Below are 13,291 nucleotides of genomic sequence, written 5' to 3'. Positions count from 1 at the left end.
GATCCTTCCACCTCCAGATACCTGGAGATCCAGCACTACTCGCTAGTAACGTGCACCACATGTCGAACTTCCAGGCCGGCGTACTGGCCGGTGCTCTGCGCTTCGCGTTCGGTCTGCCGGGCCCGTTGCGCCGCCTCATCGCCGGTACCCCGATCCGCCTGGACGGTCAGGACCTGCACCCGGAGGCGCAGCTGTTGCTGAAGCTGGCACACCTGTCCGGGACGGACTGGCGCACGAAGACAGCATCCGAGAGCCGCCTCGACCTGGAGTTGAGTTCGAAGCTCGTAGCGGGTCCGAAGATCACCGGAGTGGGAACCAGAGAGCTCACGATCGGCGAGTTCGCCGGCCGCCTCTACACGCCGGACGGCCTGGCGGAGGGCTCGGCGTTGCTGATCTTCTACCACGGTGGCGGCTGGGTCACCGGAGGTCTGGAGACCCACGACAACCTGTGCCGGTTCCTCGCCAGGGAGGCGGGCGTGCGGGTGCTGGCGGCCGACTACCGGCTCGCACCCGAGTACCCGTTCCCCGCGGCGGTCGAGGACGCGGCCGAGGTGCTGCGCTACGCAGTCGCGAAGGCGGAGGACCTGGGCATCGACGCGAAGCGGATCGCGCTGGGCGGCGACAGCGCCGGCGGCAACCTGGCCGCGGTGACCGCGCACCACGCCGAGACCGACATCGCGTTCCTGCTGCTCTTCTACCCCGGCGTGGACGCGTCGGTGCGCCGCCGGTCGCGCGAGATCTTCGGCAACGGGTTCTTCCTCACCGACGAAAAGATGGACTGGTTCCTCGACCAGTACAGCGCGGGCGGTGCCGACCGCCACGACCCGCGCCTGTCGATCATGCTCGCGGACGACCTCTCGAACCTGCCGCCCACCTACATCGCGACCGCGGGCTACGACCCGTTGCGCGACGAGGGCGAGGCCTTCGCGGAACGCCTGGCCGCCGAGGGCGTGCCGGTCGTGCTGCGCAGGCACGAAGGCCTCTTCCACGGCTTCGCGAACGTGCTCGGCGTCGGCGGGATCTTCCGCGAGGCCGTGTCCGAAGCCGTTGGCGCGCTCCGGACCGGTCTCGCACTGGCGAACTCCGCTCAGGACGTGGCCGAGACCGCCTGACGCTGGCGCGAGAGCACCCAGCCCAGCCCGGCGATCACCAGTCCGGCCAGACCGGCGACGACGAAGCCGAGCGGGGGTCCGCTGTGGTCCACCGCGACCCCCGCGAGCGGCTGACCGGCCGCGACGCCGAACGTGAAGGCCGAGCCCTGCAGCCCGAGCGCGAGTCCGCGCGCCGAGGCGGGCGCGAGCCTGCTGATCTGCTCGGTCGAGGCGGCGATCGTCGGCGCGCACACGAAGTTCATCGGGATGAGCGCGAGCGCCAGCAACGCCACGTTGCCGTCCCCGATGCCGACCGGCACCTCGAGCAGTGCCATGCACGCCAGCAGCACGATTCCGCTCGGCACCCGTTTCAGGCTGCCGTAGACGAGGCCGCCCAACGCCGACGCGGCGCACATCACCACGAAGACCAGGCCGAGCCAGCTCTGCTTCCCCGCGTGCTCCAGCGAAGCGATCGACGCGATCTCCATGCCGGACAACGCCGTGGTCGCCCCGAACGGGATGATCAACGCCGCGATCATCGGCCCGCGCAGCCACTCCCGCAGCTGCGGCTGCGGCCCGTCGACGACCTCGTCCTCGTGCACCAGCGGCGGGTTCACGACGAACAACAACGCGCAGGCCGCCAGGATCGCCACGCCGATCGTGACGAGCGCCGTGCCGGTGGAGAACTTCGTCGCGATCAGCACGCCCGCCGCCGGCCCGACCATGAACGACAGCTCGACCGAGATCGAGTCCAGCGAGAACGCGGGCCGCCGTTGTGATTCCGGCACGAGCGCCGTGAGCGCCTGACGTCCGATCGACATCATCGGCACCGCCACGAGTCCGTTGGCGAACGCCAGCACCAGCAGCACGTAGTAGTCCATCAGCGGCGCGGTGACCCAGAAGACGCCTTCGAGGAGGCTGAGCGCCAGCGTGATCCGCAGCCCCCTGCTGTCGATCAGCCTGCCCATCAACGGCGATCCGAGGCCGATGCCGACCATGGTCGCGAACCCCACCGTGCCCGCCGCCGCGTAGCCCTTGTCGAGCGTGGTGACGACGTGGAGCGTCACCGTGACGCCCGCCGCCGTCGGGGGAATTCTGGCGAAGAGCATCAGCAGCATCAGGGGACGAACCCCTGGCAGCGCCAGGACGTGTTTGAACGGGGCGAGATTCACGCCCCTCATCGTCACCCCACTGGCAATGGATTTACCCGCTGACGCTGCCGGGCGAGCAGCCACGCGACACCCGCCACCAGCAGGCCCGCCACGCCGACGACGGCGAACCCGAGGCGCGCGCCGCCGTGGTCGATCGCCACGCCCGCGAGCGGTGAGCCGATCGCGCTGCCGATGGTGAACGCCGATCCCTGCAGTCCGAGCGCGAGGCCGCGCGCGGTGGCCGGGGCGAGCCGGCTGATGTGCTCACCCGAGGCAGCGATCAACGGCGCACACATGAGGTTCATCGGGACGAGAAGCACGCACAGCAGGAGGACGTTGCCATCGCCCAGTCCGACCGGGATCTCGAGCAGTGCCATCAGCAGGAGGAGCACCAACACGCTCGGCGTCCTCTTCACACCGCCGTAGACCAGGCCACCGATGATCGACGCCGCGCACATCGCGAAGAACACGATGCCGAGCCAGCTCTCCTTGCCCGCGTGTTCGAGGCTGGCGATCGCCGCGACCTCCATGCCCGAGAGGCACACGGTGGCGCCGACGCAGACGACGAACACACCGACGATCCGGCCGCGGAACCACTCGAAGATCTTCGGCTGCGGCCCGTCGACGACCTCGTCCTCGTGCACCATCGGCGGGTTCGCCCAGTACAGCAGTGCTCCCGCGGCCAGGGTCGTGAGGCCGATGGCGACGAGTGCCGCGTTCGTGGAGAACTTGGTCGCGACGAAGACGCCGAGCGCGGGCCCGCCCATGAACGACAGCTCGACGGAGATCGAGTCGACGGACAGGGCCACCCTGCGCCGGGTCTCCGGCACGAGCGCGGTGATGATCTGGCGGCCGATCGACATCATCGGCACGCCGAGCAGACCGACCGCGAACGAGCAGACCAGCAGCGTCCAGTAGTTCATCAGCGGCGCGGCCAGCCAGAAGGAGGCCGACGCGGTCACGCTCACGGCGAGCATCGACCGCAGTCCCCTGCTGTCGATCAGCTTGCCCATCAGCGGAGCCCCCAGGCCCATGCCGACGGTTCCCGCCGCGCCCACCAGGCCCGCCGCCCCGTAGCCCTCGTCCAGCGTGACGGCGACGTGCAGCGTCAGGATCACGCCGGTCGCCGCCGGTGGCATCCTCGCGAAGAACATCAGCAGTGCGAGCGGACGAACCCTGGGCAGCAGGAGGACGTGTTTGAACGGGGCGAGATCCACATCGCCATCCTCACTCCGATGGCAAGATGTTTAACCCGCCGTTTTCTTGATGTGTTCAAGATTACGGGACTAGGGTGATGGCCGTGCCAGCACTGGACCACCTCGTGTGTCGCGAATGCGGCCGGGTCGAGGATGTGGACTGCGTCTTCGAGCCGGCGGTCGAACTCGCCGGGTTCCACGTCGAACGGGCAGAGGTCACGTTCTGGGGCCGGTGCCCTCGTTGTACAGCTCTTCCAGCGCCCGGTACACCTTCGCCACGAACGGTCGCGCCTTCGCGTACCTCGTGATCGCGTCCTCGTCCGGCGTGATCGTCCGAGTCGGCTGCACGAGGTCGACGGTCAGCGACTCGATCTCACCCAGCGCCCGCCACGCCAGCAGGGCCGCGCCGACAGCCGAGCCGCCGGTGTCCTCGGTCAGGTGCAGGGGCCTGCCGAGGGTGTTCGCCAGGGTCTGAGCCCAGACCGGGGCGCGGAACGCACCGCCCGTGATCCGCAGGGACTCCACGTGCGGGACGGCGTCGAGGACCAGCGCGAGCTGCTGGCAGACGCCCTCCACCAGGGCTTTGGTGATCTGCTGCGGGGTGTGCTCGCGGCGCAGGCCCAGCAACGCGGCGTGCGCGGTCGGGTCCCACCACGGCGCTCGTTCACCGAGCAGGTACGGCAGGGCGACGAGACCGTCGGAGTCGACCGGCGCGGCCTGGGCGAGCAGGTCGCCCACCGGGATGCCGAACGTCTCGGACGCCCACTGGGCCACGACGCCGCCGTTGCTGATCGCACCACCGCGCACCCAGAGGCCATCGGCGATGGCGTAGCTGAACGTGCGGCCTTCCTCGTCGACACCAGGCCCTTGCTGTGCCACGCGAAGTGCACCCGACGTACCGAGCGAGACCGCGCCGCAGCCGGGGGCGGCCGCGCCCACGCCGAGATTGCCGAGCGGGCCGTCACCACCGCCGACGATCACCGGGATGCCGGGACGCAGGCCGGGGATGGCGGCCTTCAACGGCGTCGAGTGGGTGGGTTCGACGAGCGGCGGGAGCTGGTCGGCCGTCACGCCGGCGAACTCCAGCGACGGCTCGTACCACCGCAGGGTGCGGATGTTCATCAGGCCCGTGCCGGAGCCGGACGAGTGCTCGTTGAGCAGCTCGCCGGTCAGGTGGAGGTGCACGAAGTCCTTGATCTCGCACCACTTCGCGGCACGGACACCGTTCTCGTGGAACCAGGCGAGCTTCATCAGCGGCGTGAACGAGTGGATCGGGGCGCCGGTCGCCTGGTGCAGCTCGCGGCCTTCCGGAGTCCCGCGCAGGCGTTCGGTCTGTTCGATGGCGCGGTTGTCGGCCCAGCTCAGCGACTCGGTGACCGGGTTCAGCGAGGCGTCGAGGCCCATGATCGAGTGCATGGCCCCGGTCAGCGAGATGGCTTTCACGTCCTCGGAAGCCAGCTCCGCCAGCGCGTCGAGTGCGGCGTTCAGGACCTGGTGCGGGTCGTGGGTGGCTTCCACGCCGCTGGTGCGCATCGGGTACTTGCGTTCTGTCGACGCCACCACGCGTGCCTGCGCGTCCACCGCGACGACCTTGGTGGCCGAGGTGCCGAGGTCCACCGCCAGGACGATCATGAGTCCGCTCGCTGGGCGGTGAAGACGGCGAAGCTCGGGGACTTCCGCAGCGGGCCCCAGAACTCGTCGCCGCGCTCGTCGTCAGGGGTCACGTCCGGCTGGCGCGTCACCTCGGTCAGGCCCGCCCGGGTCAGCGCGCCGTCGAACACGCCGCGCTCCCAGTAGAAGGAGTCGAAGTCGAACGGCGGATCGCCCAGCACGTGCACGCGGACCGGCTGCTTGAGGTTCATCGGGCCGGTCGGCGTGATCTCGTAGCCGTAGCGGCCGTACTGCGCGAGCAGGTCCCAGTCGGCGTCCGGGTTCGGGACCAGCACGACGAGCCGTCCGCCGGGAGCGAGGTTCGCCGTGAGGTTGCCGATCATGGCGTCGAGCGCGGTCTCGTCGTCCGCGTAGCCGAGCAGCCAGACGGCGGTCACCACGTCGAACTCGCCGAGCACTGGCAGCTCGGTCGCGTCGTGCTGCTCGTAGGTGATGCCGCGCGGCTCGCGGGCCTCGACGTGGCGGGCGTAGCTGATCATTTCCCCAGCCGCGTCGACGCCGACGACGCGGGTCGCGCCCAGGTCGTGGAAGAGCCGCGCGTAGAAACCGGTGCCGCAGGCCACGTCCAGCACCGACTTGCCGAGCAGGTCGCCGACCGCCGACAGCAGGGTGGCGCGCTCGGCCAGTCCGGTCGGGATGTGCTTGGCCCGCTCGTAGATCGCGCCCAGGGCGTCGTACTGATCGTCGCTCTCCGCCATGAACTCACCCTATGAGGGCGGACGGCGGTTGAACCACTCCTGTGCCGTCGCCGCCCGGCCCTGCCGGACCGGGCGGTGACGGACGGGTGGATCAGAGGCGCTTCGCGAGCTCTTCCGCGACCTCGTAGGTGTTCAGCGCCGCACCCTTGCGCAGGTTGTCACCGCACACGAAGAAGTCCAGCGTGTTCGGGAAGTCCAGCGCCTGACGCACGCGGCCCACGTACGTCGGGTCCTCGCCCACCATGTCGGCGGGCGTCGGGAAGCGCTTCGCGGCCGGGTCGTCGACCAGCACGACCGTCGGCTGCGACTCGAAGATCTTGTGTGCCGCCTCGACGGTGACCTCGCGGGCGAACGTCGCGTGGACGGCCAGCGAGTGGGTCGTGACGACCGGGACGCGGACGCAGGTGGCCGAGACCTTCAGGTCCGGGATGCCGAGGATCTTGCGGGCCTCGTTGCGGACCTTCAGCTCCTCGGACGTCCAGCCCTCGTCCTTGAGCGATCCCGCCCACGGCACCACGTTCAGCGCCAGCGGGGCCGGGAACGGCGACTCGGACACGGGCAGACCGGCGGCGTCCAGCGCGGCACGGACGTCGCCCGCGACCACGCCGACCTCCTTGCCGGCCAGCGCGGCGATCTCGGCATACAGGCGGTCGATCGCCGCCTGACCACCACCGGACGCGGCCTGGTAGGAGGCCACGACCAGTTCCTTCAGCTCGAACTCGCGGTGCAGGGCACCGAGCGACGCCATCATCGACAGCGTCGTGCAGTTCGGGTTCGAGATGATGCCGCGCGGGCGGTTGTCGATCTGGTCGGCGTTGACCTCGGGCACGACCAGCGGCACGTCCGGGTCCATCCGGAACGCGCCGGAGTTGTCGATCGCGATCGCGCCGCGCTCGGCGGCGATCGGGGCCCACTCGGCCGAGACCTCGTCCGGCACGTCGAACATCGCGATGTCGACGCCGTCGAACGCCTCGGGCGAGAGCGCGATGACCGTCAGCTCCTGGCCACGCACGCTGATCTTCTTGCCCGCCGAGCGCGGAGACGCGATCAGCCGGATCTCGCCCCACGGCACGGAGGAGCGGGTGTTCATGATGTCGATCATCACGGTGCCCACGGCACCGGTCGCGCCGACGAGCGCGAGCACGGCTGCATTTTGCGGGACACCCGCACCCGAGGAAGTCATCGTCCAGTCCCTGCGTAAACGACGGCCTCTTCGTCGGTACCCAGGTCGAACGCGTCGTGCAGGGCACGGACGGCGTCGTCGAGCTGGGTGTCGCGGCAGATGACCGAGATGCGGATCTCCGAGGTGGAGATGATGTCGATGTTGACGCCGGCCGTGGCCAGCGCCTCGCAGAACGTCGCCGTGACACCGGGGTGCGAGCGCATGCCCGCGCCGATCAGCGACACCTTGCCCACGTGCTCGTCGTAGAGGACCTGGTCGAAGCCGATCTCGCCGCGTGCCTTCTCCAGCGCCGCCACCGCGCGCGGGCCGTCGACCTTGGCCAGCGTGAACGTGATGTCGGTGCGACCGGACGCGGCCTGCGAGACGTTCTGCACGACCATGTCGATGTCGAGCTCGGCCTGCGCCACGACCCGGAAGATCTTGGCCGCGATGCCGGGGTGGTCGGGCACGGCGGTCACGGTGATTTTGGCCTCGGACCGGTCGTGCGCGACGCCGGTGATCATCGCCTGTTCCACGGGAAGGTCCTCCACTGAACCGGACACGATGGTTCCGGTCTTGTTGCTGAACGAAGAGCGGACATGCACGGGCACGTTGTAGCGACGGGCGTACTCCACACAGCGGAGCATCAGCACCTTCGCGCCACACGCGGCCATCTCGAGCATTTCCTCGTACGTGATCGTGTCGAGCTTCTTCGCGTTCGGCACGATGCGCGGGTCGGCGGTGTAGACGCCGTCCACATCGGTGTAGATCTCGCACACGTCGGCCTTCGTCGCCGCCGCGAGCGCCACCGCGGTGGTGTCGCTGCCGCCGCGGCCGAGCGTGGTGATCTCCTTCGAGTCCTGCGAGACGCCCTGGAAGCCCGCGACGATCGCGATGGCTCCCTCGGAGGTGGCGTCCTGGATCCGGCTCGGCGTCACGTCGATGATGCGGGCTTTGCCGTGCACCGAGGTCGTGATCACGCCCGCCTGCGAGCCCGTGTAGGAACGGGCCTCCGCGCCGAGCGTGTGGATCGCCATGGCGAGCAGGGACATCGAGATCCGCTCACCCGACGTGAGCAGCATGTCGAGCTCACGTGCTGGCGGCACCGGGGACACCTGGCGGGCGAGGTCGAGCAGCTCGTCGGTCGTGTCGCCCATGGCGGACACGACGACCACGACGTCGTTCCCCGCCTTTTTGGTCGCCACGATGCGCTCGGCCACGCGTTTGATCCGCTCGGCACTCTCAACCGATGAACCGCCGTACTTCTGGACGACGAGCGCCACCGACCTGACCTCCTTCGCGCGACTAAAACCCCACGTCGTAGGCAGCCTACCCGGACCACCTGGTGAGACTCTGGAGCCGTGACGCGCGTGACTACTCTGTCCGGGTGTCGTCGACGGTCGATGTGGTGGAGGCTCCAGCAGCCGTGCATCAGAGCAGTGCGCGCTCACGGTTGGCCGAGGCGCTCAGACATCCCGCAGCGCTGTGGTCGATTCCCGCGCTGATCTACCTGTTCGTCCGGCAGGTGGGTCTGTACGTGCTGCAGCTCGTCGTCGAGTACCAGAACAAGATCCACGGGTCGGCCAACACCGCGGTCGGCGAGCTGAAGTCGTGGGACGGCGAGTGGTTCCTCGGGATCGCGGCCGGCGGCTACAACGACGTTCCTGCCCGTTTGGCCGACGCGGCCGGCAGGCGCACGGCCGAGACGCCGCTCGCGTTCTTCCCCGGCTACCCCGCGCTGATCAGGTGGGTGGACGGCCTGCCGGGCGTGAGCCTGGAGGGTGCCGCGTTCGCGGTCAGCCTGATCAGCGGCCTGTTCTGCGCGTACGGCCTGTTCGTGCTCGGGCGTTCGGTGCGCGGCGGCTCGACGAGGACCGGCCTGATCCTGGTCACGCTGTTCTCGGCGTCCCCGATGGCCGTCGTGCTGTCGATGACCTACTCGGAGGCGACGTTCTGCGCGTTCGCCGCGTGGGCGCTGGTCGGCGTGGTGAAGAAGCGCTGGGTCCTCGCGGGCGTGTGCTGCTCGGCCGCCGGTCTGGTGCGCCCCACGGCGGGTGCGCTGATCGCCGCGGTCGGCCTCGCCGCGCTGGTGGCGGTGATCGCGGACCGGCGTGACTGGCGGGCGTGGGTCGGTGGCCTGGTCGCGCCGCTCGGCCTGGTCGGCTACCTCGGCTGGGTCGCGGTCCGCACCGGTGACCTCGACGGCTGGTTCGGCGTGCAGCAACGCGGCTGGGGGTCGAAGTTCGACGGCGGCGCGGCGACGCTGAAGTTCGCCTTCGAGCACCTCGGCAACCCGCGCTCCGAACTGGAGACCGGCACGGTGTGGCTGCTGATCCTCGCCGTCGTGCTCGTCTTCTACGCCTTCCAACGCCGCTTGGAGTGGCCGTTGGTCGTCTACGGCATCGGTGTCCTCATCATGGACATCGGCTCGAACGGCCTGATGAACTCGAAGGCCCGACTGTTGCTGCCCGCGTTCACGCTGCTGATCCCGCTGGCCCTGGTGCTGGCCCGCCGCCGGATGTCCACGGTGCTGACCGTGCTGGCCGGAGCGACCCTGTTCAGCGCCTGGTTCGGCGCCTACTCCCTCGCGGTTTGGCAGTATGCGATCTGATGAACGAGCTGATCTCGAAGCGCTGGAGCCCTCGCGCTTTCTCCGCTGAGGCAACGGTTTCCGACGACGAGCTGCGCATCCTGCTGGAGGCGGCGCGCTGGGCCCCGTCCCACGGCAACAGCCAGCCGGCCCGGTTCGTCGTCGGAAAGCGCGGCACACCCACGTTCGACGCGATCCTCGAAACGCTCCGCCCCGGCAACAAGACCTGGGCCTTCCGCGCCTCCGTGCTGCTGATCGGCTGCGTGATCACCGCCGATGCGCGCGGCGACCTGCCCAACGTCGAGTTCGGCCTGGGCCTCGCGATGGAGAACATCGCACTGCAGGCCGTCGACCTGGGCCTGATCGCACACATGATGGGCGGCTTCGACAAGACCGCCGCCCACGAGACGTTCGGCATGCCGGAAGACGTCCGCCCGGTGGTGGCGATGGCACTGGGCCGGCCAGGCAGGCTGGAGGACCTCCCCGAGGACCTCCAGGCCCGCGAGCAGCGCGAACGGCTCCGCCACCCGCTGTCCGAAACCGTCTTCACGGGCAGCTGGGGCCAGTCACTGTTCGGTTGAGAAGTACTTCGTCGCGACCTCGTTGTGCAGCGGAAACGCCAACGGCTCGCACTCGAAGATGACCTTGCGCTCGGACGCCTCGTCGTTGGGCACGAACGGCGGCATGTCCTCGGCGTTGATCGCGGGCGCCGTCGCGAACAGCAACACCGTCCCACCGTCCGGCGTCGACACGAAGTGCAACGGCCGCAGGCCGGCCGGGTCGATGCGCACGTTCGCTTCCTCTTCGAGCTCGCGCGCCGCACTCTGCTGCCACGACTCACCGCGGTCCATGAACCCGCTGACGAACGCGAGCTGCCCAACCGGCGGAATGGCCCGTCGCACGGTCAACAGCCCGGTGCGCGCCCCGTCCTTGACCGGCACGAGCAACACGACGACGGGAGACGGGTTGGCCCACACCATGTGCCCACAGCCTGCGCACTCGCGCGGGTAGCCGGACGTGTCGGCATACCGGGTGCCGCAGCTGCTGCAGAAGTCGTCGCGCGCCATGAAGCCGAACCTAGTTCAGACGCCTGACGAGTTTGAGGACGATCGCTCGAACGGCCAGCCAGAACAGCGCCGCGAGCCCGAAGTTGACCAGCACCCGCAACTTGGCGTCCTCGGGCGTGAACAAGTCCCGGAACGCGAGCGCCACGGGTTCCGCCACCGCCTTGACGGTGCTGGTGATGGGGTTGTCCGGGTTGGCCCCGCCGACGGTCAGCACGACGTGAACGACGAGCACGACCGCCAGCGCGAGGCCTGCCCAGCTGACGATTCCGGCGGCGATCCCGACCACGCGTGTACGCATGGGGCGGGAATGTACTACTCAGTAGCGGGACACCACACGGGCGAGAATGCCGGTCACGACCAGCCAGAACACAGCGGCGAGGCCGTAATTGAGCAGCACGTCGACGTTGTAGTTGCCGGTTGCGAAGAGGCCGGGGAAGAACAGTGCGAGGGGCTCGGCGAGGGACTGGATGAACTTGAAGAACGCGTTCGCCTGGTTCGCGCCGAGAACGATCATCAGGATGTAGAGGATCTCGATCAGGGCGAAGACCACACCGATGCCGCTGATCACGCGTGAAGCCGTGCCGCGGCCACTGGTCGTACGTAATCTGGACATACATGAGCTTTTCCCGGATTCACACCTGGCAAAACTTGTCGTTGTCCCACGATCCGGGCCCGCGGTTCCATCTCCGGCCGAACTGTGGCTACTCTGTCGGACGTGTGGCGTTCCCTCCTGCTTCGCTGCCGTGACGGGGTCTGATCAGACCGGCCCCCCGTCGCGGGATTCAGCGTTGCCGCCGGTCGTTCCCAAACGACCCGCAGGAGCAATCGAAAATGTCCTCCTCCGACGCCTACACCTCCGGTAACAGCCGCATCCGCCAGCCCGCGCGCCCGGCCCCGGCATCCCAGCCCTCCTGGAACCCCCAGCTCGGCAGCAGCATGCCCTTCCACCGCTACCGCCCGTTCCACGAGGTCGTAGAGGTGATCGACGTACCCGACCGCACCTGGCCGAACAAGCGGGTGGAGAAGGCACCGCTGTGGTGCGCGGTGGACCTGCGGGACGGCAACCAGGCCCTGATCGACCCGATGTCGCCGGCCCGCAAGCGCAAGATGTTCGACCTGCTGGTCCGGATGGGCTTCAAGGAGATCGAGGTCGGCTTCCCGGCGGCGTCGCAGACCGACTTCGACTTCGTCCGCGAGATCATCGAAGACGGCGCGATCCCCGACGACGTGACGATCCAGGTCCTGACCCAGTGCCGGGAAGAGCTGATCGCCAGGACCTTCGAGTCCCTGCGCGGCGCCAACAAGGCGATCGTCCACTTCTACAACTCGACGTCGATCCTGCAGCGACGGGTCGTCTTCCGCAGCGACCGCGACGGCATCAAGAAGATCGCCGTGGACGCCGCGAAGTTCGCCAAGGAGCAGGAGCGCGACTACCCGGAGACCGACTTCCGGTACGAGTACAGCCCCGAGTCGTACACCGGCACCGAGCTGACCTACGCGCTCGAGGTCTGCAACGCGGTCACCGCGGTCATCCAGCCCACCCCCGAGAAGCCGCTGATCATCAACCTGCCGGCGACGGTCGAGATGGCGACGCCGAACGTCTACGCCGACTCGATCGAGTGGATGAGCCGGAACCTGGACAACCGCGAGTCGATCATCCTCAGCCTGCACCCGCACAACGACCGCGGCACCGGGGTTGCCGCCGCCGAGCTGGGTTACCTGGCCGGCGCGGACCGCATCGAGGGCTGCCTGTTCGGCAACGGCGAGCGCACCGGCAACGTCTGCCTGGTCACGCTGGCGATGAACATGTTCAGCCAGGGCATCGACCCGCAGATCGACTTCTCCGACATCGACGAGGTTCGCCGCACCGTCGAGTACTGCAACCAGCTGCCGGTGCCCGAGCGGCACCCGTACGGCGGTGACCTGGTCTTCACCGCGTTCTCGGGCAGCCACCAGGACGCGATCAAGAAGGGCTTCGAGGCGCTGGAGGCCGACGCCAAGGACGCCGGGCAGCACGTCGACGACTTCCCGTGGGAGGTCCCGTACCTGCCGATCGACCCGAAGGACGTGGGTCGCAACTACGAGGCCGTCATCCGGGTCAACTCGCAGTCCGGCAAGGGTGGCGTGGCGTACCTGATGAAGCAGGAGCACCACCTCGACCTGCCGCGGCGCCTGCAGATCGAGTTCTCGAGGGTGATCCAGGAGGTCACCGACACGCAGGGCGGCGAGATCAACCCGAAGGAGATGTGGGACGCCTTCGCGGAGGAGTACCTCCACGGCAAGGTGCCGCTGTACCTGCTGAAGCACCGCGCGTCGTCGGACGGCAGCGGCCACGAGGAGATCACCGCGACTCTGCTGATCGACGGCGAGCAGCAGGAGATCACGGGGTCCGGCAACGGTCCGATCGCCGCGTTCGTCGACGCGCTCGCTTCCGTGGGCTACGACGTGCGGGTGCTGGACTACGCCGAGCACGCGCTGTCCGCCGGTGACGACGCCCGTGCGGCCGCCTACCTCGAGTGCGCTGTGGGCGACCGTGTGCTGTGGGGTGTGGGCATCGACAGTTCAACGGTCGCGGCTTCGTTCCGCGCCATCGTGTCGGCCGTGAACCGGGCTAACCGCTAGTGCCGTAACCGCCAGCCTTTGCCCCGTGTTCCGCCGGGCAAAG

13 protein-coding genes are annotated in these 13,291 nt (G+C 68.9%); 4 read left to right on the top strand and 9 right to left on the bottom strand.

The window, feature by feature from the left end:
* Window positions 1-59 precede the first annotated feature (59 nt).
* A complete protein-coding gene (locus ABFX45_RS02505) occupies window positions 60-1,112 on the top strand; it encodes an alpha/beta hydrolase (RefSeq protein WP_109630870.1) in 1,053 nt (350 codons plus the stop codon).
* On the opposite strand, the gene ABFX45_RS02500 is transcribed toward ABFX45_RS02505, so the two are convergent.
* The 6 genes from ABFX45_RS02500 to ABFX45_RS02470 all read right to left on the bottom strand — a co-directional run bounded on the left by ABFX45_RS02500 (window position 1,088) and on the right by ABFX45_RS02470 (window position 8,252).
* Complete coding sequence (locus tag ABFX45_RS02500) at window positions 1,088-2,263, bottom strand: MFS transporter (RefSeq protein WP_109630867.1); 1,176 nt, start codon at window positions 2,261-2,263, stop codon at window positions 1,088-1,090. The genes ABFX45_RS02505 and ABFX45_RS02500 overlap by 25 nt on opposite strands.
* A gap of 11 nt (window positions 2,264-2,274) precedes the next feature.
* Window positions 2,275-3,459 carry an MFS transporter gene (locus ABFX45_RS02495; RefSeq protein WP_346127218.1) on the bottom strand — a complete coding sequence of 395 codons (1,185 nt, stop codon included), beginning with the start codon at window positions 3,457-3,459 and terminating at the stop codon, window positions 2,275-2,277.
* A gap of 195 nt (window positions 3,460-3,654) precedes the next feature.
* Window positions 3,655-5,070, bottom strand: a complete 1,416-nt coding sequence (locus ABFX45_RS02485; protein ID WP_346127216.1) for a gluconokinase — start codon at window positions 5,068-5,070, stop codon at window positions 3,655-3,657.
* Complete coding sequence (locus ABFX45_RS02480) at window positions 5,067-5,807, bottom strand: class I SAM-dependent methyltransferase (protein WP_109630856.1); 741 nt, start codon at window positions 5,805-5,807, stop codon at window positions 5,067-5,069. The genes ABFX45_RS02485 and ABFX45_RS02480 overlap by 4 nt, the downstream gene beginning before the upstream one ends.
* Before the next feature lie 91 nt (window positions 5,808-5,898).
* Window positions 5,899-6,990, bottom strand: a complete 1,092-nt coding sequence (locus tag ABFX45_RS02475; RefSeq protein WP_109630853.1) for an aspartate-semialdehyde dehydrogenase — start codon at window positions 6,988-6,990, stop codon at window positions 5,899-5,901.
* The gene (locus ABFX45_RS02470) at window positions 6,987-8,252 is read right to left on the bottom strand and encodes an aspartate kinase (protein ID WP_109630850.1); all 1,266 of its coding nucleotides are present in this window, start codon (window positions 8,250-8,252) and stop codon (window positions 6,987-6,989) included. The genes ABFX45_RS02475 and ABFX45_RS02470 overlap by 4 nt, the downstream gene beginning before the upstream one ends.
* A gap of 104 nt (window positions 8,253-8,356) precedes the next feature.
* Here ABFX45_RS02470 and ABFX45_RS02465 point away from each other — a divergent pair, with 104 nt between their 5' ends.
* Window positions 8,357-9,580, top strand: coding sequence for a hypothetical protein (locus ABFX45_RS02465; RefSeq protein ID WP_233439146.1), 1,224 nt, complete (start codon window positions 8,357-8,359; stop codon window positions 9,578-9,580).
* Complete coding sequence (locus ABFX45_RS02460) at window positions 9,580-10,140, top strand: nitroreductase family protein (protein ID WP_346127212.1); 561 nt, start codon at window positions 9,580-9,582, stop codon at window positions 10,138-10,140. The genes ABFX45_RS02465 and ABFX45_RS02460 overlap by 1 nt, the downstream gene beginning before the upstream one ends.
* On the opposite strand, the gene ABFX45_RS02455 is transcribed toward ABFX45_RS02460, so the two are convergent.
* Genes ABFX45_RS02455 through ABFX45_RS02445 form a run of 3 tightly spaced genes read right to left on the bottom strand, consistent with a single transcriptional unit; the run spans window position 10,126 to window position 11,239 of the window.
* The gene (locus ABFX45_RS02455) at window positions 10,126-10,626 is read right to left on the bottom strand and encodes an NUDIX domain-containing protein (protein ID WP_346127210.1); all 501 of its coding nucleotides are present in this window, start codon (window positions 10,624-10,626) and stop codon (window positions 10,126-10,128) included. The two genes, ABFX45_RS02460 and ABFX45_RS02455, sit on opposite strands and share 15 nt — an antisense overlap.
* Window positions 10,627-10,636: 10 nt before the next feature.
* Window positions 10,637-10,924: a YggT family protein gene (locus tag ABFX45_RS02450; RefSeq protein ID WP_109630840.1), complete on the bottom strand. Its 288-nt coding sequence runs from the start codon at window positions 10,922-10,924 to the stop codon at window positions 10,637-10,639.
* Window positions 10,925-10,942: 18 nt separating this feature from the next.
* A complete protein-coding gene (locus ABFX45_RS02445; RefSeq protein ID WP_109630837.1) occupies window positions 10,943-11,239 on the bottom strand; it encodes a hypothetical protein in 297 nt (98 codons plus the stop codon).
* A 218-nt stretch (window positions 11,240-11,457) separates the two neighbouring features.
* Between ABFX45_RS02445 and leuA the strand changes: the two genes are divergently transcribed.
* Window positions 11,458-13,248 (top strand): 2-isopropylmalate synthase, encoded by a 1,791-nt coding sequence (gene leuA, locus ABFX45_RS02440; protein ID WP_109630836.1) that lies wholly within the window; start codon window positions 11,458-11,460, stop codon window positions 13,246-13,248.
* The last annotated feature ends 43 nt before the right edge of the window (window positions 13,249-13,291 follow it).

It is taken from the genome of Lentzea roselyniae (assembly GCF_039537795.1).
Classification (GTDB): domain Bacteria; phylum Actinomycetota; class Actinomycetes; order Mycobacteriales; family Pseudonocardiaceae; genus Lentzea; species Lentzea atacamensis.
This window is presented reverse-complemented; position numbering and strand designations above follow the sequence as displayed.